Here is a 26,132-nt window from a genome sequence, read left to right as displayed (position 1 = left end):
CCAAACACCAAGGCTCTAATGAACAGGGTTCAGCCGATACAAAAAAGGCCCCTTCACAGAAGGAGCCTCCTTATTGGTGCTTACTATCGGCAGCCGCCGTTATTGTAAGGACCGGCAACACGAACCCAGCCACTGGCTTGTGGAACGTTGCTGCACATAGTACGGCCGGTCGAAGCCGACTGATAAAGCCACCAGGAAGCCGGTGCAGCTTGAACAACGACTGCACCCAACAGCAAACTTGCGGCCAAAGTCAGACCAAAACCCATACGCAGCGACATAACGATCTCCATTTCAAATAAACGTCTCAAACGGTCGTCAGCGCAATAACTTCATAGATCATCATCTTGCCGACACAACCAGAGACAGCAGTAAGAGTGTTGCACACCGAACACCCATCATTCATCAAGGCCCTGACGAAAGAGCGCGCACCTTACATTGCTAAACAACTAAAAACAATAAATAAAACCCCCACAACCAAAACTATTTATTAATTAAATCAACTCAAAAAAATCAACAACCACACAAAGACCTACAACATCAATTGCATACAAACCACTGACCCAAATCAAAAAAATACGCTAACTAAAACCAGACACGCGGCACAATCTTCCTTAATTAAAAACAACATCCCAATAAGTTAACGTTTGTCTGCGCAATAAATTAACGCGCGAAGCCTCCGCCCAGCGCCAGGTACAGTCCCATTTGCGCCTGCAGTCGCTCGAAGCGATTCTGCGCCAGTGAAATTTGCGCGGCACGCCGGCTCTCTTGCAGATCCAGCCACTCCTTGATACCCGTTTGCCCGCTGCGATAACGAATTTCGGCCAACCCTTCGGCTTTCATTGCGGCGACCAGAGCCTGCTCTCGCCGTCCCCCCTGATCAGCCAACTGCACTTGCGCCGACAGGGCGTCTTCAACTTCCGCCAGCGCGATATAAAGGCTCTGACGAAAGTCGATTATCGCCGCCTCATAGTCCACCGCCGATATACCCACTGTGTACTTGCGAACATTCCATTGCACAAACGGCAGACTGATACCAACACCCATTAGACCGACAGGGTTATTGAGCACTTGGCTTAACTCTCGACTACCGCCAGTAGCCAGACCGCCCGTCAGTGTGAACGAGGGATAGAAACTGGCACGCGTTGCGTCATAGTTCGACAGCGCCTGGCGCAATCGCCATTCAGCCGCCTGCAAATCCGGACGTCGATCAACCAGATCAGCCGGCAAGCCTGCCGGCACACTCGCCAATGCCGTCGAAGGTAATTGCACAAGTTCTGCAAACCGATGCTCGGGTGCCTGATCAAAGACAATGGCCAGTGCGTTGCGCGCCACTTCAAGTTGCTGCAAATAGTCACTCAATACAGCACGCTGCGTGGCCAACACCTGCTCGGCTTGTGCCTCTTCAAGACCCGTCGCCGCACCCGCCAGATGTTGAGACTGCACCAGTTGCAACGTCTGCTCGGCGTACCCGATACTTTCCCGCGCAGACCGGACCAGTTCGTTGAACAGGCCAATCTGCCAATACAGGCGCGCCGTCGTACCCACCAGGCTCAGCGCGCTGGCACGCCGGTCAAAGTCAGTCGCCAACAGCGCCCATTGCCCGGCATCGCGCGTACTCGCCAGTTTCCCCCACAAATCGACTTCGTAACGCACCGTCGCGCTCGTGGAAAATCGACGCTGGCTTGAATTGTCTCGATGTAGATTCCTGCTCCAGTCCGCCCCCGCCCCCACGTCCAGATCGGGCGTGATATTGGTGCCGGTGAGCCCTGCCTGAAGCGCTGCCCGACGCACTCTGAGCGCAGCAACTGCAAGATCGTTATTGCGCGCCAGGGCGTCGTCGACCAAGGCGTTCAGACGTGGATCATCAAACGTTTCCCACCATCGCTCTCGCACACTCAATGAGCGCTCACGGGATGCGTCGCCAAACCAGAAGGCCGGCGTCTTCACTTGCGGTTGACGATATTCGCTGTGCAGCAGAGCGCTGCAGCCGCCCAACAACAAAGGCAATGGCAATGCCCAGATCCACTTGCGCTTGGTATACTTCATTCTCTGGACAACGCCTGAATGGGATCAAGCCGGGCGGCATTGCGCGCCGGGATATAACCGAACAACACGCCGACCAGCAGCGAACACAAACACGCTGAAATCATGGCCAAAGCCGTGAATTCCATAACGATTGTCTGCACGAAATAGCCGAACACCTGGCTGATCAACAACGAAAGCAGGACACCCAACAAGCCCCCCAGCAGACAGACCAGCACCGCCTCGATCAAAAACTGCTGCAGGATGTCCGTGCGCCGCGCGCCGACCGCCATGCGGATGCCAATCTCCCGGGTGCGCTCGGTGACCGACACCAGCATGATATTCATCACGCCGATACCACCAACCAACAGTGAAATGAGCGCCACCGCAGAAATCAGCAGGGTCAGTGTGTCTGTGGTTTTCTGTACGATTTTAAGGATGCTGTCGCTGGAGCTGAGGAAAAAATCCGCGCGCCCATGACGTGCCACCAACAATGTTTGCAGTGCTTGCTCTGCTGCTGGACTGGCAACCTGCTCCCTGAGCCGAACCTTGATCGAATTGAAATGGCTCTGCCCCAACAAGCGCCCCATCACCGTCGTATAAGGCAGATAGACCTGCAGGCTTGGCCCTGAAAAACCGTCATCGCGACTTTCCATGACCCCTACCACCGTGCAAGGCAGGCCGCCCACCAGGATGACTTTGCCCAGTGGCTGCTCCCACTCCTTGAACAGCCGTTGTCGAGTATTGTGATCAATGATCAGGGTCTGGCCGCGGCGCATTACATCGCTGGCACTGAACACCGCCCCCTTGCTCATGCGGATGCCCATCACCTGGAAGTAATCGTGGCCGACACCATTGATGGTGGCACTGACATGCAGATTGCGATAGCGAATCGTTCGGCTGCCATTGACCATCGCCGAGACACTGTCGACCCAGGACTGCCCTTGGATGATCCGCAGATCCACAGGTTGCAGGGTGCGGATCGAGGCGGCCTGCTCATCTCCCCAGTCCTTGCCAGGATAAACATCGATGGTATTGGTGCCCATGGCGCTGATATCGCGCAGTACTCGGGTCTGCGCGCCCTGCCCCAAAGCGACCACCGACACCACTGAGGCGATGCCGATGATGATCCCCAGCATGGTCAGCAATGTACGCATACGATGGCTGCAGAGGGAAACCCAGGCCATCTTGAAAGCCTCGCTGAAGCGACGCCACTGCACCGCCGCTACTTCGCGCCCCTGATCTTGCGTACTTTCACCAGCCTCGGCGACCTGCGCCGCAGGCACTTTTCGGCTGGCATTCGATTGATCCGCGACGATCTCTCCGTCATGAATCTCGATAATTCGGTCAGCGTGCTGCGCCACCTGCACGTCATGGGTCACGATAATAATGGTGTGGCCGCTACGGTGCAGTTCACGCAGGATGGCCATTACCTCTTCACCACTGCGTGAGTCCAGCGAGCCGGTAGGTTCGTCAGCCAGGATCACCGCGCCACCATTGATCAGCGCACGGGCAATACTGACCCGCTGCTGCTGACCACCGGAAAGCTGCCCCGGCCGATGCTGCAGGCGCTGCCCCAGCCCCAGGCGTTGCAACAATGCCCTGGCCTGTTGCTGACATTCGATAAACGACTGGTCGGCGTAAATGGCCGGCACCTGGACGTTGGCCTCGGCGCTCAAATGCGACAGCAAATGAAAGCGCTGGAAAATGAACCCGAAATGCTCACGACGCAATGTCGCCAGCTCATCGCTGCTCATACCGGCCATGTCGAGACCGTTGATGCAGTAGCGACCGGCGGAGGGACGATCCAGACAGCCGAGGATATTCATCAGGCTGGATTTTCCGGAGCCGGACGGACCGATAATCGCCACCATTTCTCCGGCGCCAATGGTCAGATTCACGTCCCGCAACACTTGCGTTCTGGCCTCGCCATCAGCGAACCAACGCTGCACACCTTCAAGGGACAATAGCGGCTTGGCCGGCAACACGTCGTTCATCGCATCCGGCGTCAAGCCGCGAAGATCGTTCGCGCTGCTCATTGAGGCTCCGGCTCTTCGCCGAGGACAACTTCGTCATGCTCCTTGAGACCGTCCAACACCTGAACATTAAGGTCATTGCGCAAGCCGGTCTTGACCAGCACCGTCTGCAACTGACCATCAACCAGTCGACGCACTTCATAGCGGCCATCCGCGGCACGCTTGCCCAACGCAGCCACCGACACCGTTGTGGCTTTTGGCGCAGAAGCGAGCAGCACACTGACCTGCGCCGTCATTGATGTGCGCAACGAACGATCGTCATTGGGCACGTCAAACAGAGCGTTGTAGTACACCGCTGCGTCGGCACCGCCAGCAGTCGAGCCACCGCTACCCTGCATTGTGTCCTGCCGGGCAATGGACTCTGGCGCCGGTTCTACCGCCCGAATATGACTTTCAAAGCGCCGATCCGGATCGCCCAGGATACTGAAGGACACCGCCTGGCCTGGCTTGACTCGAACCACGTCAGCTTCAGATATCCGCGCCTCGACCGTCATCCGGTCCAGTCGGGCCAGGATCAGCAAAGTCGGGACACTTTGCGCGGAAACGACGGTCTGCCCCTGCCTCGTCACCACGGCAATGACTTCCCCGTCCATCGGCGCACTGATACGCGTATAGCCAAGGTTGACTTCGGCGATGCGGATTTCTATCTCCGCCTGGGAAATCTGCGCAGCCAGGGATGCCAGTTCGGCACGTGAGCTTTGCAATTGCGCTTCGGCTATTTCCAGATCGGCCCGCGACCCGGCCTCACTGGCAACCAGACTTTGCTTGCGACGAAAATCAAGTTCGTACTGGCGAATCAGCGCCTGTCGAGCCTTATATTGTGCCCGGACACTAAGCAACGCTGCCCGTGACTTGAGCAGTTCGTTCTGTGGCAACAGCGGGTCAATCTCGGCCAGCAGCTGACCTTGGCGCACCGTATCGCCCAACCCGGCCTTCAGGCTCTGGAGTTGCCCGTTGACCTGTGCGCCAACACTGACTTGCTGGAAAGGCTTGACCGTACCACTGGCCAATACGGTTTCTTCAAGGTCCTCGACGGTGACGGTCGTGGTCAGATATTTCCTTGGCGTGGCGCCCCAGCCATGCCCCCCTATAAACCAGACCAGCAATGCACTGACGAACAACGTCCCGAGGACGATTCGGGAGCGAGAGAAAAAAACCATGGAGTGATCGTTACATCCCTGTCTGTGGTTGGGCGAACCGTTCATTGGCGCCCGGGTGTTGCCTGAGCAAGCGCATGAATACGCCGGCACAAATACGATGCCGCAGACGAGTGGCCCCCGGCGCGCGCATTAAACAAGAAAGCCCCTCAAAGAGGGGCTTTCCGTTACAGCTTTTTACAAAACATCGATATCAGGTCATCTGAATGATGGTTTGCATGATGGTGCTCTGGGTCGAAATGGTCTTCGCGTTCGCCTGATAGTTGCTCTGGCCCTTGATCAGGTCTACCAGCTCGTTGGTCAGGTTAACGTTCGACTCTTCCAGCGAGTTGGACTGGATGGAACCCAGGGTACCGGTTTGCGGAGCGTCATAACCCGGGATACCCGAGGCGAACGTTTCCTTCCAGCTCGTTCCGCCGATCGCTTGCAGGCCTTGCTCGTTAGTGAAGCTGGCCAGCGCAACCTGGCCGATGGCCTTGTTCTGGTTGTTGCTGAAGTTGGCGAACAGGGTACCGGTACCGTCGATGGTCAGGTTGGTGATCTGGCCAGTAGCATAGCCGTCCTGGGTCGGGATCGAGCGGGCGGTATCGGCGTTGTACTGGGTCGTCTGCGCCATCGAAATGGTAATGCCGGCCGTGTTCGCGGCGGCACCGTTAGGTTTGAAGGTACCGTTGACCACGTTACCCGGAACCCAGCCGCTGAGCTTCAAGTCGCTGCTGATCACTGGACCAGGCAGGGTGCTGACCTGAGTCAGCTTGCCAGCGGAGTCAAACGTCATGGTCGAAGGTGTCGGCGCGGTGACCTTCGGATCGCTACCGGTAGCGTCCGGATTACGACCGTCTACCAGGGTGTAGACCTTCCAGGTGTTGGCACCGGTCTTGACCACGTACTGATCCATCGGGTGCATGTTGCCCTGGCTGTCATAGATCGGCGTGCTGAACGATTTGGTGTAGGTCGCAAGGTTGGTCGGGTCGAATTTGCCGGCCGGCGCTGTGTCGTCGATCACCGGAGCGGTCGAGTCCAGGTTGATGGTCGACGTCACCAGCGAGGTGGACTTTGGCGCCAGGTTCGAGGTGTCGATCTTCAGGTCGGTCAGTACGCCGTTAATGACCTTGCCGTTGGCATCCACGCCATAGCCCTGCAGACGCGAGGTGTAGTCGGTGTTGGTGATGTAGCCTTTATCGTCGACCTTGAACGTACCGGCCCGGGTGTAGGAGATCGAGCCGTTGTTGCTCATGGTGAAGAAGCCCGAACCGTTGATGCCCATGTCCAGCACGTTACCGGTGTTGTTGATATCACCCTGGGTGAACTGCTGGGATACGTTGGCCAGACGCACGCCGTTACCGATGACCTTGCTGCCGGTACCCAGGCGAGTGGCCGAGTAAACATCTGCGAATTCTGCACGGGACGATTTGAAACCGGCGGTCGCGACGTTGGCGATGTTGTTGCCGGTCACGTCCAGTTGTTTGTTGGCTGCATAGAGACCGCTAAGGCCGATATTGAAAGACATATTCCACTCCTTTGTGCCGGTTAGTCGGCTCTATATACCAATGGTTTGTACTTTGGACAGGGCGACGGTGCCCTTGCCGGACAGGTTGAGCATCAGCTCGCCACCGGTCTGGCTGATGGTCACGCTGTTGACCGTGGCTGGCAGGTACGTTGCCAGGTCGGTCGCGGTGCCATTGATTGATGCGTTGGCTTTGACGGTGTAGGTCCCGGCCTTCACCAGATTGCCGTCTTTGTCCTTGCCATCCCAGGTGAAGCTCGCGCTGCCTGCGGCGCGACTGCCCAGATCAATGGTTCGCACGATCGCGCCGCTGCTGTCGGTGATGGTGACCGTGCCGCCGGCAATCGACGACGGAACGGTGGCCGAACCGGTCATGCCCTTGCTCGGGTCGTCCATCTGCACGCTGTTGGTCTGCACGATCACGTTGCGACCGACCAGCGACGACGCCTGCAGTGCCTGCGACGAGTTGTAGTTGCCGGCCAGCGAGCTGACGGTGCTGTTGAGGGTGGTAATGCCCTCAAGGCTGCTGAACTGCGCCAACTGCGCCACGAAGGCACTGTTGTCCTGCGGATCGAGCGGGTTCTGGTTTTTCAGCTGGGTGACCAGCAGTTGCAGGAACGCATCCTTGCCCAGCGCCTGGCCGCCGGTGGCGCTGTTGGTGGCCGAAGCAATGCCACCGGTGGTCGAACTGGTCTTTTTCGACGAGTTCGCCAGGATGTCATTCATGCTCAGGCTGCTGGTGGTATCGGTAACGCTCATGGCAGTCGCCCCTTATTACTGACCGAGGGTCAGTACCTTCTGCATCATGGTTTTGGCGGTGTTCATCATTTCGGCGTTGGTCTGGAACGAACGGCTCGCGGAAATCATGTCAGCCATTTCTTCCACCACGTTGACGTTCGGGTAGTAGACGTAGCCTTTGGCGTCAGCGGCCGGATGGTTCGGCTCGTAACGCGCTTCGAGGTTGCTCTGGTCTTCGACCACGCCAAGTACCTGCACGCCCTGCCCTGCGGCGTCCTGGCTCTGGAACAGCGAGTTGCTGCCACTGTTCTGGCCGCCTTGGAACATGGTGGCAAACACCGGGTGACGGGCGCGGTAGGTCTGGTCGATGCTCGACGAAACGGTTTCGGCGTTGGCGATGTTCGAAGCCACGGTGTTCAGACGCGTGGTTTGTGCGCTCATGCCGCTGCCGGCAATGTTGAAAACGCTGGACAGGGACATGGATTACTCTCCGCGCAGGGCTGACACCAGCCCTTTGAATTTGCTGTTGAGCAGGGTGAAGCTGGCCTGGAAGCCGACCGCGTTTTCCGCGTAGTTCGACTGCTCAAGCTGAGCGTCAACGGTGTTCTGGTCGATCGAAGGCTGCATCGGCGTGCGATACATCAGCGACTCGTCGCCATTGCCCAGGCCTTCAGCTTCGATGTGACGGCTGTTGGTCATGTTCAGGGCGATGGTGCCGTTGGCGTTCTTCTGGGTCTGTGCTTCAAGCACTTTGGAGAAGTCCAGATCCCGAGCCTTGTAGTTCGGGGTATCGGCGTTGGCAATGTTGTTGGCCAACACTTCGGCACGCTGGGCGCGGAAGCCCAGTGCCTTTTCGTGAATGCCGAGCGCTTTATCGAAGCTGATGCTCATGTCGGGAACCTTCGGGTGACCGGTTTTTCGTACCTGAGCTTTAGCAAGCGCCGTGCCAAACAGAACAACCCCCGTAAACCGGGGCTTTGCGAGGAGTCGGCAAAGCGGCAATGCCAGAAAAGCGGCAACCGGTTTCCGCTGGCTGCCGCTTTTCTGCCGCTTGTAACTGGCAACGACTATCCAATGTGGGAGCGGGCTTGCTCGCGAAGGCGTCGTGTCAGTCGACATTTGCTTTGACTGGCATACCGCATTCGCGAGCAAGCCCGCTCCCACATTGGATTGTTGTAGGCTCAGGGAAATCATCAGGCATAAAAAAACGGGAGCCCCCTAAGGACTCCCGTTTTTTTTATGCCTGCCGCTTTTGAATCACTTCGCCTGGTAAATGATCCCCGGGCTGCACTGGACCATCTGGTAATGATCCGGCAAACCGTTCAGCGCTTCGGACGCGCCAAGGAACAGGTACCCGCCCGGCTTCAATGTGCTGTGAATGCGCAACAGGATGTCTTTCTTCACCTCGGCGGAGAAGTAGATCAGCACGTTGCGGCAGAACACGATGTCGAACTTGCCCAGACTCGCGTAGCTGTCGAGCAGGTTGAACGAACGGAATTCCACCCGGTTCTTGATCGGCGCCTTGATCACCCAGCGCCCCGGCCCTTTCGGGTCGAAGTAGCGCTGCAGACGATCGGCGGACAAACCGCGACCGATCGCCAGGCTGTCGTACTCGCCGGTCTTGCAGTTGGTCAGCATGCTGCCGGATAAGTCCGTGGCAACGATCTGCACGCCCATCTTCAACTGACCGAGGTTGCTGCGCTCGAACTCGTCGATCGACATCGACAGCGAATACGGTTCCTGACCCGACGAGCACGCCGCCGACCAGATCCGCAGACGCTGGTTGGGACTGGCCTTGATCGCCTCGGGCAGCACCTTGTTCTTCAAGACTTCAAACGGATAGGTGTCCCGAAACCACAGGGTTTCGTTGGTCGTCATGGCATCGACCACCTGCTCGCGCAAACCGCTGCGCGGCTGGGTCTGGATGCGCTGTACCAGCTCACCCAGGGACTTGATGCCTTGCTGCTCCATCAGTTTGTTGAGACGGCTCGAGACCAGGTACTGCTTGTTTTCACCGAGCAAAATGCCACAGGCTTTTTCCAGGAAGACCCGGAATTGTTCGAAATCCAAATTACCCGTAGACAATGATGCCGCCTCTTAAATCGTGTTGACCGCCAGGGACAAAAGGTCCCTAGCTGATATCTGCTGCTTTGATCCGGTCGACTACCCGGGATGCCAGGTCATCAGGACGGAATTTGGCCAGGAAGTCATCGGCACCGACTTTCTTGACCATCGCCTGATTGAATACCCCCGACAACGAAGTATGCAGGATGATATGAAGCTTTTGCATGCGCGGGTCGCTGCGGATCTCCGCCGTCAGGGTGTACCCGTCCATCTCCGGCATCTCGATGTCGGAAATCATCATCAGGAACTCTTCTTCCGGCTTCTTGCCCTCATCGACCAGCTTGCGCAGGTAATCCAGTGCCTGCTTGCCGTCGTTCAGCGCCACCACTTCGACCCCGACCGTCTGCAGGCAACGCGTGACCTGCTTGCGCGCCACTGACGAGTCATCGACCGTCAGCACCCGCAGCGACAACGCCTTGGTCTGGGTTTCGACATCGACCACACCGACCGAAATCGCCTCGGGCGTCGGCGCCACTTCCGCCAGCACCTTCTCGACATCGATGATTTCGACTAACTGATTGTCGACCCGAGTCACAGCGGTCAGGTAGTGATCGCGCCCGGTGCCCTTGGGCGGCGGATGGATCTCTTCCCAGTTCATGTTGACGATGCGCTCCACCGAGCGAACCAGGAAACCCTGGGTCTTGGTGTTGTACTCCGTGATGATCACGAACGGACTGTTCTTGTCTTTCAACGCCCCGGAACCGGTCGCCATTGCCAGATCAAGGATCGGAATGGTCGCCCCCCGGATATTCGCCACCCCGCACACGACAGGACTGGACTTGGGCATCAACGTCAGCGACGGGCATTGCAGCACTTCCCGCACCTTGAACACGTTGATGCCGTAGAGCTGTTGACCGTCGAGACGGAACAACAACAGCTCCAGGCGATTCTGCCCTACCAGTTGCGTGCGCTGGTTCACCGAATCCATTACACCAGCCATGCCCAGACTCCTACACCAACGCCAAGTGTTGTTGCGACGCACATTCATTGCTAAACGGCACGGCGCTTGCTTTTTAACTCGTATGAACGCTCAAACGACATTTTTCCGACGCCTGACCTCCCGCACCCGCAAAGCGCTGTGCGCGGTGTCTGCCGTCTGCTTCTTCTTCGCTGGCAGCCCTGCCGGTGCTGATACGGTTACCTTGCCTGACATGCTTATCGGCGTCACCCAAGGCTTTCTTGAGTTCACCGTAGAAGACTATCTGGCTACCAGTCAAACGGAAGGCCGCTACGAAATCGAGGTCAACCAGCTCGACCCGCGTATGCGCATGCCTATGTGCGACAAGGAATTGACAGCGTCGCTGGAGAGTCCGGCCCGTCCGCTGGGCCGGGTTACGGTCAAGGTCCGGTGCGAGGGAAGCTCGCCGTGGACGGTGTTCGTGCCCGCTCAAGTCCGCCTGTTTCGCGAGATTGTTACCACCACCCGCCCGCTGAAACGCGCCGGAATTATCGAGCCGCAGGATGTGACCTTGCGTGAACGCGACATCAGCCAGATCAATCAGGGTTTCCTGACGTCGGTGGATGAAGCCATCGGGCAGAAATTGACCCGACCAACGGTCGCCGATCAGGTGATTACCCTGGTGCATCTGGAACAGGCTGAAGTGGTGCGCAAGGGTGATCAGGTGGTCATCATCGCCCGCAGCGGTACGCTCGCTGTGCGCATGCCCGGCGAAGCCCTGGCCAATGGCGGTTTGAAAGAACAGATCCGGGTGAAAAACCTCAATTCCAACCGGGTGATCAAGGCGCAGGTCATCGCGCCGGGCCAGGTGGAAGTGGCCATGTAAAACGCTCAGGCAGAAAACTGGCGCCGGCCTCGATGCTTCCCTAAACTGTGCCGCAGCAGAACACGCTTCGGCACATGCAGCTCATTGCAAAGTGAGCCTAAAGTTTTCCAGGGAATGGCCGAGAACATGGCAAGCGTCCAAATTCCCAGAGGTTTTTAACATGGTCATCGATTTCAGCCGTTTGAACAGCTCCTCGTCACTTACGGGCAGTACACGTACCAGCAACGCCAAGGAAACCGCCGAATCCGGCACCTCCGCGCCGCTGAATACCCAGGCCGAAACGGCCAGTACCGCAAAAAGCGGGGAATCGGTACACCTCAGCAATGAGGCTCAACAGTTGCAGAAGGTCACTGACAAGCTGCGCGATCAGCCTGCCGTCGACAAAGCCCGGGTGGCCGAGTTGAAAGCAGCGATTGCCGATGGCAGCTATAAAGTCGACAGCAACCGTGTAGCCAGCAAACTGCTCAACTTCGAAGCCCAGCGCTAGGCTTTTGCCGGCGCCAGGCTTTTGGACGCTTAAAACCCAAGGCCAGCCATGCACGACACTAATTTATTGCAACTGATCACCGACGACTTTGCTCCAGCTCAACAATTGCTGGAGTTGCTGCAAACCGAGTCCCTCGCTTTGCACGGTCGTGACATGCCTTTGCTCGAAGACATTCTGGCGCGCAAACAGGCATTGATCATTTTGCTTGAACAGCATGGCCGCAAGCGCAGCGAAATCCTCGCCAGCCTCAACCTGCCGCTCGACCGTCAGGGTCTGGAGCAACTGGCCAGCCAGTCGAGCATTGGCGATCAGTTGCTGTCCCAGAGCGATGTACTGACCGACCTGATTGCCCAGTGCCAGGCCGCCAATGTGAAAAACGGCCAGTCGATCCAGATTCAGCAGGCCGCCACGGCCAATCAACTGAAAATCCTCACCGGGGGCGAGCCGCCAGCGTTGTATGACGCCTCGGGCACTTTCGCCAAACCCACCAAGCCGCGTACGCTCAGCCAGGCGTGAGCCATTCGATGTGCCTGCACTATCAACCCGCGAAACATGCTGGCAAAATGCTGGCTAGTCGTAGTCAAATTTTGTCTGGAGATTGAGAAAACGTGCCAAACGCCCTAAGCGCGGATGATAGTCCGCAGCCACCAAAGGTGCTGACCACGCCCCTGGAAATCTCCAGCAACCTGCGCCAGCTGCAAGAAAGCCACGATCCGCTGATCATCACGTTCCACGAGCGCAGCCAGCGCTTTCAGAGCTACCTGATCAAGGTCGACCGCGAAACCGCAACGATTGCCCTGGACGAAATGATCCCGCGCGATGGCGAGCGCTTTCTGCAGGCGGGCGAACCGTTCAAGGTCGAAGGCTTCCACGAGGGCGTGCGCATCGCCTGGGAATGCACCGGTAAGCTGAACATTGAAGAGTCCGAGGGCGATCGCTTCTACACCGGCGAACTGCCGACCGAAGTGGTTTACCACCAGCGCCGCAACGCCTTTCGTGCAGCCCTGAAGCTGACTGACCTGGTCAGCGTCGAACTCGGCGGCGAAAAGCTCAAGGCGCCGATCAACGGCAAACTGCTGGATATTTCCGCCACCGGTTGTAAGCTGCGCTTTGAAGGCGACATCACCGACCGCCTGCAACTGGGCCAGGTCTACGACCGCATGATCGCCACCCCGCTGTTTGGCAATCAACCGATCTCGGTCGAACTGCGTTATCTGCACTTCGAAGAAAAGCTCAACATCACCTTCGCCGGCCTGCGTTTCCACAACATCAGCGGCCAGGCGGCGCGCAACGTCGAACGCTTCGTCTATCAGTTGCAGCGTGAAGCACGCCGGTTCGATAAAGACGATCTGTAATTCCTACAGGCAAATAGAAAGGGCAGTCCTTGGCGGGACTGCCCTTTTTTATGCGCGATTGAATCTCGCGGCGACTGGAGATCCATTGTGGGAGCGGGTTTGCTCGCGAATACGGCCCGACATTAAAAATTGATGCTGGCTGACACGCCGCCTTCGCGAGCAAGCCCGCTCCCACATTTCAGGGTCTGGCCCCACTGATGTCCGGTGCTGGTTTATCCCCCTCATCAGCCGGATCAGCTTCCACCGCCGCTTCAGGCTGCACTTTGGGTTCTGGCTCCGGTTCTGGCGTAACCGTGGTCTGCATCTGCTCCTGCACCACCTGCTCATCCACTCGCGGATCGAGTGCTGCCACCAACGGCGAGCTGGACATGCTGTCCGGCATCGCCACGTGATGCAGCGGTGCGTCGTCGACCTGATGCAGATTGGTCACCGCTTTCGGGCGGATGCGCCACACCAGCACCAGCGCGAAGAAACTGAAAAACGCGTACAGACTCTGGCTGCCAAACAGCTTCATCAGCACACCGGCCAGTAACGGCCCGATACTGGCGCCGACACCGTAAGTCACCAGCAGCATCGCCGTCAGCGACACCCGGCGATCGCCCTCGACGTGGTCGTTGGAGAACGCCACTGCCAACGGATACAGGCAGAACTGCACCAGCGAACACATGAACCCGACGACAAACAGAACTTCCAGCGGCACCTGCGGCAGGATCGCCAACGGCAACGCCGCCACCGCGAGGAACCCGGCGAAGCAGCGGATCAGCAGCGCCCGGTCATAACGGTCGGACAACCAGCCCAACGGCCACTGCACCAGCAGCCCGGCAAAAATGCAGCTACCCATGAACAGACCGACCTGCTCGGTCGACAGCCCCTGCTGCGACGCATACAGCGGCGCCAGACCGTAGAACGAGCCGATGATCAAGCCGGCGCCCAGCACCGTGCTCAACGACTGCGGCACGCGCTTGATGAAGAAGCGCGGTTCCATCGGTGCCGGATGCAGCGGCGCCGGGTGAATCCGGCGGGTCAGCGCCACCGGCACCAGACACAGGGCAAAACACAGGGCGACCAGCATCAGCAGCTCCAGGCCGAGGCCCGGATGCATGACCAGAATCAACTGACCGAGCACCAGCCCCAGATACGAAGCGATCATGTAGCCGCTGAACACCAGCCCACGCTGGTTGGCGTCGGCCTGCTCGTTGAGCCAGCTCTCGATCACCATGTATTGGCACATCATGCCCAGACCGACGATGGTCCGCAGCACCAGCCATGCCGGCAGCCAGTCGACCAGGCCATGCCCAAGCACCGCCGCGCCGACGATCCCGGCACACGCCGAATACGCTCGAATGTGTCCGACCCGGGCGATCAAGCGGTGACCGATCTTGCCGCCCAGCACCAGGCCGAAATAGTTGGCCGCCATCAGCGCACCGACCCACAGTCCGTCGACATGGTCAGCAGCCAGGCGCAATGCCAGATAAGTAGATAGAAGGCCCGAGCCGATCAACATCATCAGCGAGGCGAAATACAGCGCTCGAAAGGATTTCCAGATTTGGCGCATCGGCGTTCCGAGCGGCTCCTTGCAGTGAGTATCGGACTATCAAGACGATAGCCCGACGGCGACAGTTAGTCAGGCCTGGGCTGCTAGAACACGCCGTTCCCAGGGAGTGATTTCATCAAAGAAGCTGGTCAACTCCATGGTCTTCGAAGCGATGTAGCCTTCGATGAACTCCTGTCCGAACAGTTCCCTGGCCAATTGGCTACGTTTCAGACGCTCGAGCGCGGCATGCAAGGTACACGGCAGCGAAAGATTCTCCGGCACTTCGAATTCACCCTGAATCGCCGCACTCGGCTCCAGCTCATGCTCGATGCCATGCAAGCCGGCGGCCAGACTCGCGGCAATCGCCAGATACGGGTTGGCATCGGCGCCAGGCAAACGGTTTTCCACGCGTCGAGCCACCGGCGAACTGGCCGGAATCCGAAGCCCTGCGGCGCGGTTGTCGTGCGACCAGCAGGCATTGTTCGGCGACGCATACGGGTGACACAGACGCTGATAGGAGTTCACGTTCGGCGCAAACAGCGCGGTGAAATCGGACATGCCCGCCTGCTGCCCACCGATGAAATGGCGGAACATTGCGGTCGGCTGGCCGCTCTCGTCGCTGAACACATTCTTGCCGGTGGCGATCTCGACCAGGCTCTGGTGGATGTGCATCGAGCTGCCCGGCGTGTGCGCCAGCGGCTTGGCCATGCACACTACGCTCAGACCATGCTTGAGCGCGACTTCCTTGAGCAGGTGCTTGAACAGGAAGGTCTGATCGGCGAGCAACAGCGGATCACCGTGCAGCAGATTGATCTCGAACTGGCTGACGCCCATTTCATGCATGAAGGTATCGCGCGGCAGGCCGAGGGCGGCCATGCATTTATAGACTTCACTGAAGAACGGCCGCAGACCGTTATTGGAACTGACGCTGAAGGCCGACTGCCCATCCTCGCGACGTCCGTCGAGGCCGACTGGCGGACGGAACGGCTGGGTCGGATCAGTGTTCGGCGCGAAGACGAAGAATTCCAGCTCGGTCGCCACTACCGGCGCCAGACCGCGTGCGGCGTACCGGGCAATGACTTTCTTCAATTGACCGCGGGTCGACAGGTTGGAGCTCTCGCCGCTCAGTTCGTCGGCATCGCAGATGGCCAGGGCACGTGGCTCGTCGCTCCATGGCAGGGGATGGATCATGCTCGGCTCGGCCACCAGCGCGAGGTCGCCGTCATCGCTGCCGTAAAACCGCGCCGGCGGATAACCGCCCATGATGCATTGCAGCAGCACTCCCCGCGCCATCTGCAAACGCCGCCCTTCGAGGAAACCCTCGGCGGTCATCACCTTGCCGCGCGGCACGCCGTTCAAATCCGGCGTGACACATTCAATCTCATCAATGCCGGTCAGTCGCTGCGCGAGTGAACGCTGGCCATCGGTTGTCATGACGCAATCCTTGTTATTGTGCGAGCCGCAAGCGGCGACCCGTACAAAATAGGCTCCGGCTGTTCGGAATATCAAGCAGCGTCAAACAAAAACCCGAGTCACGGCAGATAAAGGCTGAACACCCCGCCACCCAATGGTCCGCCATTGCGAATCTCGGTGTGCCCGACCACGCCATTGCGCTGATGCAAAGCAGCAATGCGATTGGCGAAATACAGGCCCAGGCCGGTGCTGCCGCTGCCGTGATTGATGCCCTGCACGTAATCAGCCTGACGCTCGAGCATCGCTGCCGGGTAACCGTCGCCGTCATCGTTGATGCTCAACACCAGTTGCCCGGCCTCGTCGCTGACGGTAATCAGCAGCGACTCGCGGGCATAACGAATCGCGTTGTTGATGCAGTTGCCCAGCACTGACGCAACCAATTCGCGATCGAAGAAACCCAGCGGGCTCAGCGGATCAACTTCGTAGGTGGCAATGATCCCGCGACTGGCGAACACCTCTTGATGCGCGGCCAGTTGCGCCTCAATGAAATCATCCAGCTCGTGATACGCCGGTTGCAGCGGCAACTGGTTGACGCCGAGCTTGTACAGTCCAAGCAGTTGCACCAGCATGCCGTTGAGGTGGGCGAACTCGAAGTCGATCACACCCTGCTCCGCCCCACCGCGTTGCGCTTCGGGCAAGCGCGCCAGCCACTGGCTGTGGGCTTGCATCAGCATCGCCAGCGAGTTCTTCATGTCGTGAACGGTGGAGGCGATCACCGTGGAGAAATCCAGCGCCTGCTCGTCTTGGTTCATTCGCCAAACGCCTTGCTTTTCAGCTTCTGATAACGCGCATAACGCGCGTCGGTGTCGGGCATCAGGCCGACCATTTTCAGGCAGGCCCGACATTCTTCCAGCTCCGCCGACGGCACACTGGTGTCGGTGCCGTGCAGCAGCGACTGGGCCATGTTCAGCGCGATACTGATGTTCTTCGGTTGCATCTTCAGCGCCTTGCGGAACACCTCGCGGGCCTCCACCAGATTGCCGGTCTTGTACACGCGCACGCCCTGACGGTTGAGGTCGGCGGCGGCGTTGCTCGAACTGAGGATAGTCGGGTCGTCGGTGAGCTTGGCGATGTCTTTCATCACCGCCGGATCGTCACCGTAGATCTCCGCACAGCTCTTGAGCATCGAAGTGCCCGCCTCGGCCTGACCGAGCATCTGCAATTGCTTGGCGACCAGCAGCGCCGCTTCAGGGCTCATGAACTGTTCCATGCCGTCGAGGCGCATCAGTGCTTGCTCGGTAAGCTTGTCGGCGGTCTCGGCATCGTTGAGCAGCAGACTGGTGGCCTTCATCAGCCGCGCACGAATCTGCAGGCCGGGGTCAGACGGGTTCTCTTTGGCGACGGCGCTGAGCGTGGTGTTGATCTCCAGCCGCGTGCGCGTGTCGAGCCCGCGCTCACTGCCCTTGCTGATCAGGGCATGGGCCAGACCGAGGTTGCTTTCCGGGTCCTTGAAACGCGACTGCGCGCCCTGCGCCACCGCCTGACGATAGGCCCGGGACGCGGTGTCGAAATCCTCGTTGGCCATCGCCAGTTTGCCGAGCAACGCCTGCCGGCGCACCGCCAGCGGCGACAAACGAATCGCCTCTTCCAGCACCCGCTGCGCGCCTTTGGTATCGCCCTCGGCGACCAGCACATCGGCCATGCCGTCGTACAGCGCCGGCATCATCGGGAACACTTTCAGCGCCTTTTCGTAAACATCTTTGGCCTGCGCCACTTGCCCACGCTTGAACAGCAACTTGCCCAGCCCGGCAAACGCCCACGGCAACGGCCGATCAGCAATGATGGTGTCGTAGAGGCGTTCAAGGGCTTCGTTCTGGTTCATGTCGCGCAGCGCATCGGCGCGATAACGCAGGCACAGCGGCGAATAACGGATGTCCTGCTTGCACAGCGCAATACAGGCATTGAGCACCTCGACCGGTTTACCACGATCAAGGGCTTGCAGAATCGGTTTGAGCAACGTCTTGCGCTGCTCCAGACGCTCCAGGCGTTGAGCCAGACCGGAGCGGTTGAACGGCTTGGTCAGGTAAGCATCCGGCTCGTGCTCCAGCGCACTGAGCACCATCGCCTGACTGGTCTCGGCCGTGACCATGACAAACACCGCTTCATGGCTGATGAGCTTCTCCGACATCAAGTCTTCCAGCACCTGCTGGCCGTTCTTCTTGCCGTCGCCGAGGTGGAAATCCTGCAGGATGAAATCGTAGGACTTCTGCGCACACATCTTCAGCGCCTGCTCGCCGGTATCGGCGGTATCCACATCCTTGACCCCCAGTTCACGCAGCATCGAGCGTACGGAACTGCGGAAATCCGAGAAATCATCGACGATCAGAAAACTCTTTTGGTGATACGACAGCATCGAGGATTTCCAGGCAATTGAAGTGAGGGCAATTTCAGGCGCGCAGATGATAGCTGCCGGCCAAATGCTATCAAGCGATTTCACGCGACTTTTAAGTCACCGAGTGGGTTATCGGCCACAAGTGACGTTCTCTGAAGCGGACACTTCAAGATTCCTCGCGCAGCGATTAACCTGCGCACCGACTCACCTTTTCCCCCTACAAGGTTTATCTCGTGTACATCAAAGGACGTTGCATCATGTCCGCCTGTGCGCTGCTGTTTTTCCAGCAGGCGATGGCGGGCGGAATGGATTGTGCGAAAGCGGCGAGTGCCGTGGAGAAGGCTGTCTGTGCGGATAAAGGGTTGTATGCGCTGGATGCGCAGATGGGTGCGGCTTATCGGGAGCTGATGAAGATCTCCGGTGATGAGCAATCTGAACTTAAGCGCACACAACGGTTGTGGCTCAAGACACGTAATCAGTGCGAAGCGGATATTGCTTGCCTTGAACAAAGTTATCGTGGCCGGTTGAAGTTATTACAGGCGCAGCAGATGGATGCCGTTGCGCACAGACCGACCGACATCGACAAACAGGTTCTGGAAGATCTGCAACGCAGCATTCAGGCGGCCAGCGAGGGCGGCAATCGCGAGGTGGCGGTTGAACGAGTGCTGGCTTCACTGGCTTTCAACTCTGAAGAGACATCGTTTTCAGGCGACTCCGACAAAGAAAACCCCAGCGAGCAAACGCACTTTCCAGCTTCGATTCCCAAAGACGTTACACCGGATGAATGGAAGGCATTGACCGCCACCGAAATCGATGCGGCAGCAGAAACCGGTCAAACCTCCTACTCGTTGCTGGACATGGACGGCGACGGGCAACGAGACCTGATCGTCCAGACTTACGCCGGTGGCACCGGCATGTTTACCTACGTGGAAACCTGGCGCCGAGACGGTGACCATTTTGTCAAAAGGTCTCCTGAGCCTGAAAGCGCGCTGTTCTATACCAATGATCGCGGAGCCAACCAATCGGCGTACTGGATCAAGGCTCGGGGCAATATTTACCTCGCCTACCGCAACGGTGCCTACGGCGTTGATCACATCTACTTGCTCAATCCGTTGAAGATCAACCGTGAAGTGCCCACCGTAACCGTGCGATATGGCTACTACTTGAACGTGCCTACCACCCAACACAAGGATGACGGCACCAGCACCTTTGAGTTGGAACCTGATCTGCGGCTAACGCTCAATCAGGCAATCACCAAGGCGAACGAAGCACGCCCCCCTAAACCGGACACTCAGCGCATGCCTATTTGCCCGATTCCTGCAACAGGCGCAGGCGATAGCGATTACTACAGCTACGGCCCGGTGCATTACTCGGTGGAAGATGTTTTCGACCTGCCGGTGATTATCGGTAATGAATGCTACATCGGAAAACTGGTTGACTGGTTTGGCAGCTACGACGAGAAACATGGCTTGTTTGCACAACTGGCACTGCGCAAACCGGACGTTGATGCAGATGGACGCAGTTACGAAGTCAACGGGCGCCGGCATGTGATCGAAGTCAGCACCTCAATTGGCAAGGCCGACGGCGGAGCACTGAACTGAGCCACTTATCACGAGCATGAAAAAGCCCCGCTAGATGATTCTGCGCGGGGCTTTTTTCGAACCGTTGCAAGGCTCTGAATGATGGTGTCCCAGGGCAGGTTCGAACTGCCAACCTTCCCCTTAGGAGGGGGATGCTCTATCCAATTGAGCTACTGAGACACTGAGTTATCGCGGCCGGAGACGGCGCGACGGACGGCGTGCATGTTAACGGCCAGCCCTTGATTTGTCATGTCGTCCGTGGGCTTTTTAAGTGTAGGCAGGCGCCTTGCAATGCTGCGGGAACATTTACCGTGCAATTTGCACTACCACAAAAAGCCATCATTGCAGAATGCAACCCTCACCCTGTGAAAAACCCTTCCAAATCCTTGTTTTTAAAGGACTTCACAGCGGTTAGACTGTTGGCACGACGGCTGCTTTGTCTGTTCTCATAACAGCACAAACGGAGTCCGCCCCATGAACAGCACTCTTCTGCTCGCAAACGCTATCGCACTGGCGGTTTTGGTTGGCTTTCATTTTGTTCCAGAGAGTGCTGAACCGGTAGCTCAGCGTATGCCGCATTATTTGCAGGTGCAGAAAGCGCCGCAGTTGGCGGTGCTGAGCGATCAGAGCGACTACGCGGCGCAGGCAGTCAATGAGCCTGAGCAAGCAATGCCGACGCGCGACACCGAACGTCTGGTTTTTTGAAATATCTTCAGGAGTACAGCATGTCCAGATCAGCCGCAGGATTTCTGATCCTCGCCTTATTGAGTGGCGTTGTGCATTTTTCGCTGTTCGAGGAAACCTCAGTCACCCTGCCCCTGATTGGCTGCGGCGTGTTTGCGGTGTTGTTTGTGCTGGCCCTGGTGGCCGGGCGCAGGATCAAGTTTGATCCGGTGCTGCGTTAAGACAGATCAAGTCCAGCAGTTGCTTGACGGCGTCCGCCAGGTCGCCCGAGTTGTCGATCAGATGCACGGGCAAGTCAGTTGCCCTTCTGTCCTTGAACAGCGCATTGCGCGCCAGTCTCGCATCGATCTGCTCAGGCGTCTCCCGCCCTCGTCTGAGCAGGCGTTCACGCAAGACCTCATCCTTGACCGTCAGCAGCACCGGCAGCAGCGTCGGATAGCGCTCAAGCGCCTGACGCAGGTTGCCGCGTGAGCCGTTCACCAGCACAGATCGTCCAGCGCGCAACCATTCGTCGATTTCTGCCGGGATGCCATAAGCCAGCCCATTGGCCTGCCAGGACAGCGAGAAATTCCCGGCTTGCTGGCGTCGCTCGAACTCTTCGGGCGTCACGCCGATGGCATCCTCACCCACCGATTCCGCTGATCGTGTAATCACTCTGCGGATGATTTCGCATTTCAACTCACGCAAAGGCTCACGCGCGGCCTCGATCAGGCTGTCCTTGCCTGAACCGGAGGGTCCCATCAGATAAATAAGCCTGCCATCCATCCTGAAAACGCCCTCCAACGGGTGTTTGCCCTAGTAAATCGGCAAATTGCCACTATCCTGTACAGGTAAGGAACAAGGATTGAAAGCCGCATAGCATGCACGTTCTGACGTCTTCGGACATCAACAGATGTGCACCCGGAAGCGGTCATTGATGCGGACCAAGGCAAAGTTTTCAAACCAGTCCGCATTTCTGATAATTGGTGCTGGCATTACGCCTTTACCCAGCTCAATATTTGTCACAGAATTGACGCCAATGATCTGGCAATTTTGAGGCATGATGCGGGCCTCTTAACAATTCAGGTTGAACCATTTGGCGCGGATGCTTGTCCTACCACACATCCTGCGGCCAATCCCGAGAACCGCTCCCCTGAACTAACCGGTTAAATATATGCGCCCATTGAAACAGGCAATTTATTCCAGCCGTACGGCTGACAAGTTCGTCGTACGTCTGCCAGACGGGATGCGTGAACGCATTGCCGAGGTGGCTCGCAATCATCATCGCAGCATGAACTCCGAAATCATTGCGCGCCTTGAGCAGAGTCTTATTCAGGAAGGTGCACTGGGCGAAGAGTTGAGCATGCGCCTGGACAGCCCGGAGCTTTCGCTGCATGAGCGTGAGCTGCTGCAACGCTTCCGTCAGCTGTCGCACCGTCAACAGAACGCACTGGTGTCGCTGATCGCTCACGACGCCGAGATGGCCGCAGACGCGTCCTGAGTTGTGCCGAACATCTCAAGCCAGCTTAAGTGCTGGCTTTTTTTTGTTTGAAATCTGACCCTCACTACAAATAAAGACACATGTCTAGTCCTGAAATAGGTTTACACCTGTTTCAGTCTCAAAACGCCCGATGCACCGCATCGGGCGTTTTGTATTTCAGGGATAAGTGCGGCCGCTCCCGGTTGTAGATTTGCACCGATTCATCCACCATTTTCACTGCATCCGCCAGGTCTTTGGGGCGATGTAGCAAAAACTCAGTCTTCAAAATCCCATTTACCCTCTCCGCCATAGCGTTCTGATAGCAATCATAACCGTCAGTCATTGAGCACCTGATTCCATGCCGGGTATGCATCCGTTGGTATAAATCAGAGCAATACTGGGCTCCGCGATCTGAATGATGAATGAGCGGTTGATTGGATTTTCGCTGACTAACAGCCTTCTGCAGCGCCCTGACCACCGACTCCGTATGCAGGCTGCTGTGCACATGATGACCCACGATTTTGCGTGAGTACGCGTCTGTTATCAGGCTAACGTAAGCGACACTTTCCCGCGTTGGGAGATAGGTAATGTCTGCGACCCAAACCTGCTCAGGTCTGCTGGCTACAACTTGTTCCGGGCCAGCTTTGAGTAGGTTGGGGTGACGGCGGAAGCGATGATGGCTATGCGTGGTTTTATGATAAGCACGTTTGCGAGGAACCAGCTCTCGCGCCTCTCGCAAGATGGAAAACAGGCGGTCTCGACCGACACGTAGCGCTGTTGCGGCTTCAATTAGCATCAGGTGGTGCAGTTTGCGCGTCCCAAGCCTCGGCTGGCGCCGACGCTTTTCCAGAACGAATTCCACTACCTGCTGGTCTTGGCAAACTCTCGCGTCAAAGGCTCGGTTGCGCTTGTAATACGCTTGGCGCGAAATGCCCATAAACAGGCAAGCCCTGGTAATGCTCAGGTCTTGGATTTGCCCTTGCGAGAGGACTTGCCGGGTCGCTTTTTTACGATGGACACACCGTAATCATTTTTCAAGACGTTCACGACAGCTTCAAAGAACTGGGCCTTCTGATTGCTCAGCGCCAACTGTTCTTCAAGCTCTTTGATCCGCTGTTCGGGTGTCAGCGGTAGGTTGGGGTCGGTCATCGGCCTGCTCCGCAGCGCTCGGATTGAGGCGCCTTGGCTCCAGTCCTGTCGGCCATGCTTGCGTAACCAAACCAGTACCGTGGACCGGCCTTGAATGCCAAAGCGCCGTTGAGCCTCTTTATAACTCAACTCGCCTTTTTCGACTTGATCTACGACTGACAATTTAAAAGCTAGCGTGTAATCGCGCTGGCTCCGCCTTTTTCCGGTATCCATTGAATCCTCCTGAAGATTGGTCAGAAGGTGTAAACCTTATTCAGGACGCGACAACAGGCACAAAAAAGCCCGCCATTTCGGCGGGCTTTTGCATGGCAGCGAATCAGAGCAGGAAGATCGTCGCCAACCCCAGAAAGATGAAGAAGCCACCACTGTCGGTCATGGCCGTGATCATCACGCTGGCGCCCATCGCCGGGTCGCGGCCCATCTTGGCCAGCGTCATCGGGATCAACACCCCCATCAGCGCCGCAAGCAGCAGGTTGAGAGTCATCGCCGCCGTCATCACCACACCCAGCGACCAACTGCCGTAAAGCAGGTAGGCGACCACACCGATCACCCCGCCCCAGACCAGACCGTTGATCAACGCTACCGCCAGCTCCTTGCGCATCAGACGCGAGGTGTTGCCGGTGCTGACCTGGTCAAGCGCCATGGCACGCACGATCATGGTGATCGTCTGGTTACCGGAGTTGCCGCCGATACCCGCCACGATCGGCATCAGCGCCGCCAGCGCCACCAGCTTCTCGATCGAGCCTTCGAACAGACCGATCACCCGCGACGCGACAAAGGCAGTGATGAGGTTGATCGCCAGCCACGCCCAACGGTTGCGCAGGGATTTCCAGACGGAGGCGAAGATGTCTTCCTCTTCGCGCAGACCCGCCATGTTGAGGACTTCGCTTTCGCTCTCCTCACGAATCAGGTCGACCATTTCGTCAATGGTCAGACGGCCGATCAGCTTGCCGTTCTTGTCGACCACCGGGGCCGAGATCAAGTCGTAACGCTCGAACGCCTGAGCCGCGTCATAGGCGTCTTCGTCCGGGTGAAAACTCACCGGATCGCTGGCCATGACTTCAGAAACCTGTTTCTCCGGGTCGTTGACCAACAGACGCTTGATTGGCAGCACGCCCTTGAGCACGCCGTCGTAATCGACCACGAACAGTTTGTCGGTATGGCCCGGCAGCTCTTTGAGCCGACGCAGGTAACGCAGAACCACTTCGAGGCTGACATCCTCACGGATCGTCACCATCTCGAAGTCCATCAGCGCACCGACCTGCTCCTCGTCATAGGACAGGGCCGAACGCACGCGCTCGCGTTGCTGCTGGTCGAGCGTCTCCATCAGCTCATGGACGACGTCTCGCGGCAGCTCGGAGGCCAAGTCAGCAAGTTCGTCGGCGTCCATGTCCTTGGCCGCAGCCAGGAGCTCGTGATCGTCCATGTCGGCGATCAGCGTTTCACGAACGGAATCGGATACTTCGAGAAGAATGTCGCCGTCTCGATCAGCCTTGACCAGTTGCCAGAGCGTCAGACGGTCGTCCAGCGGCAAGGCTTCAAGGATGTAGGCAACGTCGGCGGAGTGCAGATCATCGAGTTTGCGTTGCAGCTCGACGAGGTTCTGCCGGTGAACCAGGTTCTCGACCCGGTCGTGGTGCGCGCCTTCCTGGCGATGAGTCAGGTCTTCGACGACCTTCTGGCGCTGCAGCAGCTCAACGACCTGAGCCAGGCGATCCTGCAGGCTTTCCTGGGTTTTCTTTACTTCGATTTCTGACATAGGCGAACTCCACTCCCAGCAGCGGGGCACGCCGGAAGGATCAATCAGTCAATTCATGATTGGTGAAACGGGCTACTGAGTAACTACTGGGTAAGTCCATGGAGGTTTTCCATAAGCCCCGGCGGGGCTGACGGGCGCAATGATACACCGCCTGACGGTTTTAAACGTTAAAAAATCGCGGTCGAAACAAGTGCTTGCGCGACAAAGTTGAGCGCTGTCCTGACCCGTGCAGATGCGACGACTCATCTTGAAAAGAAAACACACCGGCGTTGAAAAATGTAGCGGCTACCCTTGAGCGTAGACCGTCATGGAGGACGTCGAATGCTATCCAGAACATGCCTTTTTGTAGTCGCCAGCCTGCTCTGCCTGCCACCCGCTGGAGCCGCCACCACCCTTCACCGCTGCGAGGCTGCCGACGGCGGCATCACCTTCACGACCCTGAGCTGTGCGAGCGACGAGCAGCTTTCAGAGCAACAGGTTCACCCTTACTCGCCCGGATCCGTCGTACCGATCATGCCGGAACACAACCATGAGGAAATATCCGGTATGACAATCAGGGGACGTGAACCGGGCATCGTTGGCCGCCTGGCGGACAAATGCGGCAACCTGATCGATGCCAGGCAGCGCCGCGCAGCAATCATCAATCAACGAGTGATTGCCGGCATGAGCCAACAGGATGTCGAGAGCGCGCTCGGCAAACCGGACAAGGTGAATATTCAAACGTCGACGACTAGCTATCGCTATGACCTGAAAAGAGGCCGAAGTGCTCAAGTCGATTTTGACGAGAAGGGATGCGTGAAAGGAAAAGCCAAATCGCAGACAACAAAAAGCCCGCGTTAAACGCGGGCTTCTTGAATATGGTGCACTCGACAGGATTCGAACCTGTGACCGCTCGGTTCGTAGCCGAGTACTCTATCCAGCTGAGCTACGAGTGCATTTTGTGTTTTTAGAC

General features: G+C 57.8%; 25 protein-coding genes and 2 tRNA genes. 9 read left to right on the top strand and 18 right to left on the bottom strand.

The window, feature by feature from the left end:
• Positions 1 to 660 precede the first annotated feature (660 nt).
• The 9 genes from H043_RS0113380 to H043_RS0113340 form a co-directional block, all read right to left on the bottom strand.
• Positions 661 to 2,046, bottom strand: coding sequence for an efflux transporter outer membrane subunit (locus tag H043_RS0113380; RefSeq protein ID WP_027612282.1), 1,386 nt, complete (start codon positions 2,044 to 2,046; stop codon positions 661 to 663).
• Entirely contained in the window at positions 2,043 to 4,019 is a 1,977-nt protein-coding gene (locus H043_RS0113375; RefSeq protein ID WP_027612281.1) for a MacB family efflux pump subunit, read from the bottom strand. Before H043_RS0113375 ends, H043_RS0113380 begins: the two co-directional genes overlap by 4 nt.
• A gap of 38 nt (positions 4,020 to 4,057) precedes the next feature.
• Entirely contained in the window at positions 4,058 to 5,218 is a 1,161-nt protein-coding gene (locus H043_RS0113370; RefSeq protein WP_027612280.1) for an efflux RND transporter periplasmic adaptor subunit, read from the bottom strand.
• A 190-nt stretch (positions 5,219 to 5,408) separates the two neighbouring features.
• The gene (flgE, locus tag H043_RS0113365; RefSeq protein ID WP_027612279.1) at positions 5,409 to 6,725 is read right to left on the bottom strand and encodes a flagellar hook protein FlgE; all 1,317 of its coding nucleotides are present in this window, start codon (positions 6,723 to 6,725) and stop codon (positions 5,409 to 5,411) included.
• A 30-nt stretch (positions 6,726 to 6,755) separates the two neighbouring features.
• A complete protein-coding gene (gene flgD / locus H043_RS0113360) occupies positions 6,756 to 7,481 on the bottom strand; it encodes a flagellar hook assembly protein FlgD (protein WP_027612278.1) in 726 nt (241 codons plus the stop codon).
• A 15-nt stretch (positions 7,482 to 7,496) separates the two neighbouring features.
• Positions 7,497 to 7,940, bottom strand: coding sequence for a flagellar basal body rod protein FlgC (flgC, locus tag H043_RS0113355; RefSeq protein WP_003227217.1), 444 nt, complete (start codon positions 7,938 to 7,940; stop codon positions 7,497 to 7,499).
• 3 nt (positions 7,941 to 7,943) lie between these two features.
• Positions 7,944 to 8,351: a flagellar basal body rod protein FlgB gene (gene flgB / locus H043_RS0113350; RefSeq protein ID WP_007917581.1), complete on the bottom strand. Its 408-nt coding sequence runs from the start codon at positions 8,349 to 8,351 to the stop codon at positions 7,944 to 7,946.
• A gap of 366 nt (positions 8,352 to 8,717) precedes the next feature.
• Positions 8,718 to 9,545: a protein-glutamate O-methyltransferase CheR gene (gene cheR / locus H043_RS0113345; RefSeq protein WP_007963053.1), complete on the bottom strand. Its 828-nt coding sequence runs from the start codon at positions 9,543 to 9,545 to the stop codon at positions 8,718 to 8,720.
• Between the two features lie 46 nt (positions 9,546 to 9,591).
• Complete coding sequence (locus H043_RS0113340; RefSeq protein WP_027612277.1) at positions 9,592 to 10,524, bottom strand: chemotaxis protein CheV; 933 nt, start codon at positions 10,522 to 10,524, stop codon at positions 9,592 to 9,594.
• Between the two features lie 82 nt (positions 10,525 to 10,606).
• Here H043_RS0113340 and flgA point away from each other — a divergent pair, with 82 nt between their 5' ends.
• The 4 genes from flgA to H043_RS0113320 all read left to right on the top strand — a co-directional run bounded on the left by flgA (position 10,607) and on the right by H043_RS0113320 (position 13,210).
• Positions 10,607 to 11,368, top strand: coding sequence for a flagellar basal body P-ring formation chaperone FlgA (flgA, locus tag H043_RS0113335; RefSeq protein WP_027612276.1), 762 nt, complete (start codon positions 10,607 to 10,609; stop codon positions 11,366 to 11,368).
• A 160-nt stretch (positions 11,369 to 11,528) separates the two neighbouring features.
• Positions 11,529 to 11,855, top strand: coding sequence for a flagellar biosynthesis anti-sigma factor FlgM (gene flgM / locus H043_RS0113330; RefSeq protein ID WP_007917589.1), 327 nt, complete (start codon positions 11,529 to 11,531; stop codon positions 11,853 to 11,855).
• A gap of 48 nt (positions 11,856 to 11,903) precedes the next feature.
• Complete coding sequence (locus tag H043_RS0113325) at positions 11,904 to 12,371, top strand: flagella synthesis protein FlgN (RefSeq protein ID WP_027612275.1); 468 nt, start codon at positions 11,904 to 11,906, stop codon at positions 12,369 to 12,371.
• Positions 12,372 to 12,463: 92 nt separating this feature from the next.
• A complete protein-coding gene (locus H043_RS0113320; protein ID WP_027612274.1) occupies positions 12,464 to 13,210 on the top strand; it encodes a flagellar brake protein in 747 nt (248 codons plus the stop codon).
• Positions 13,211 to 13,388: 178 nt separating this feature from the next.
• Here the strand turns inward: H043_RS0113320 and H043_RS0113315 are convergent, their stop codons facing one another.
• From H043_RS0113315 to H043_RS0113300, 4 genes are all read right to left on the bottom strand, one after another.
• Positions 13,389 to 14,765, bottom strand: coding sequence for an MFS transporter (locus H043_RS0113315; RefSeq protein ID WP_027612273.1), 1,377 nt, complete (start codon positions 14,763 to 14,765; stop codon positions 13,389 to 13,391).
• Positions 14,766 to 14,834: 69 nt separating this feature from the next.
• Positions 14,835 to 16,076 (bottom strand): glutamine synthetase family protein, encoded by a 1,242-nt coding sequence (locus H043_RS0113310; protein WP_177325629.1) that lies wholly within the window; start codon positions 16,074 to 16,076, stop codon positions 14,835 to 14,837.
• A gap of 200 nt (positions 16,077 to 16,276) precedes the next feature.
• Positions 16,277 to 16,969, bottom strand: a complete 693-nt coding sequence (locus tag H043_RS0113305) for a sensor histidine kinase KdpD (protein WP_027612271.1) — start codon at positions 16,967 to 16,969, stop codon at positions 16,277 to 16,279.
• Entirely contained in the window at positions 16,966 to 18,570 is a 1,605-nt protein-coding gene (locus tag H043_RS0113300; RefSeq protein ID WP_027612270.1) for a tetratricopeptide repeat-containing response regulator, read from the bottom strand. Before H043_RS0113300 ends, H043_RS0113305 begins: the two co-directional genes overlap by 4 nt.
• Positions 18,571 to 18,806: 236 nt before the next feature.
• On the opposite strand from H043_RS0113300, the gene H043_RS0113295 reads away from it, so the two are divergent.
• On the top strand, positions 18,807 to 20,150 hold the full coding sequence (locus H043_RS0113295; protein WP_256214202.1) for a lysozyme inhibitor LprI family protein: 1,344 nt from the start codon (positions 18,807 to 18,809) through the stop codon (positions 20,148 to 20,150).
• 82 nt (positions 20,151 to 20,232) lie between these two features.
• On the opposite strand, the gene H043_RS0113290 is transcribed toward H043_RS0113295, so the two are convergent.
• Positions 20,233 to 20,309: transfer RNA gene (locus H043_RS0113290), tRNA-Arg, on the bottom strand.
• Positions 20,310 to 20,603: 294 nt separating this feature from the next.
• On the opposite strand from H043_RS0113290, the gene H043_RS0113285 reads away from it, so the two are divergent.
• Complete coding sequence (locus tag H043_RS0113285; protein ID WP_027612268.1) at positions 20,604 to 20,834, top strand: hypothetical protein; 231 nt, start codon at positions 20,604 to 20,606, stop codon at positions 20,832 to 20,834.
• Positions 20,835 to 20,854: 20 nt separating this feature from the next.
• Positions 20,855 to 21,034 carry a PA3371 family protein gene (locus H043_RS0113280; RefSeq protein ID WP_027612267.1) on the top strand — a complete coding sequence of 60 codons (180 nt, stop codon included), beginning with the start codon at positions 20,855 to 20,857 and terminating at the stop codon, positions 21,032 to 21,034.
• Here the strand turns inward: H043_RS0113280 and phnN are convergent.
• Positions 21,009 to 21,578: a phosphonate metabolism protein/1,5-bisphosphokinase (PRPP-forming) PhnN gene (phnN, locus tag H043_RS0113275; protein WP_027612266.1), complete on the bottom strand. Its 570-nt coding sequence runs from the start codon at positions 21,576 to 21,578 to the stop codon at positions 21,009 to 21,011. The two genes, H043_RS0113280 and phnN, sit on opposite strands and share 26 nt — an antisense overlap.
• 388 nt (positions 21,579 to 21,966) lie before the next feature.
• Here phnN and H043_RS0113270 point away from each other — a divergent pair, with 388 nt between their 5' ends.
• Complete coding sequence (locus H043_RS0113270; protein WP_003178899.1) at positions 21,967 to 22,293, top strand: Arc family DNA-binding protein; 327 nt, start codon at positions 21,967 to 21,969, stop codon at positions 22,291 to 22,293.
• Between the two features lie 118 nt (positions 22,294 to 22,411).
• Here the strand turns inward: H043_RS0113270 and H043_RS29120 are convergent.
• A protein-coding gene (locus tag H043_RS29120; RefSeq protein ID WP_177325627.1) for an IS3 family transposase occupies positions 22,412 to 23,634 on the bottom strand; the annotation gives its coding sequence in 2 pieces (ribosomal slippage) (positions 22,412 to 23,283 and positions 23,283 to 23,634; 1,224 coding nt in all).
• Positions 23,635 to 23,737: 103 nt separating this feature from the next.
• Positions 23,738 to 25,180 (bottom strand): magnesium transporter, encoded by a 1,443-nt coding sequence (mgtE, locus tag H043_RS0113255; protein WP_027612263.1) that lies wholly within the window; start codon positions 25,178 to 25,180, stop codon positions 23,738 to 23,740.
• Between the two features lie 321 nt (positions 25,181 to 25,501).
• Between mgtE and H043_RS0113250 the strand changes: the two genes are divergently transcribed.
• The gene (locus H043_RS0113250; RefSeq protein WP_027612262.1) at positions 25,502 to 26,020 is read left to right on the top strand and encodes a hypothetical protein; all 519 of its coding nucleotides are present in this window, start codon (positions 25,502 to 25,504) and stop codon (positions 26,018 to 26,020) included.
• 18 nt (positions 26,021 to 26,038) lie between these two features.
• Here H043_RS0113250 and H043_RS0113245 read toward each other — a convergent pair.
• Positions 26,039 to 26,115: transfer RNA gene (locus H043_RS0113245), tRNA-Arg, on the bottom strand.
• Positions 26,116 to 26,132: the final 17 nt, after the last annotated feature.

The sequence above is a fragment of the Pseudomonas sp. URIL14HWK12:I6 genome (assembly GCF_000514195.1).
In the GTDB taxonomy this organism is placed as follows: Bacteria; Pseudomonadota; Gammaproteobacteria; order Pseudomonadales; family Pseudomonadaceae; genus Aquipseudomonas; species Aquipseudomonas putida_A.
Note: the sequence above shows the minus strand (reverse complement) of the source record. Positions and strands in the feature narration are given on the sequence as shown.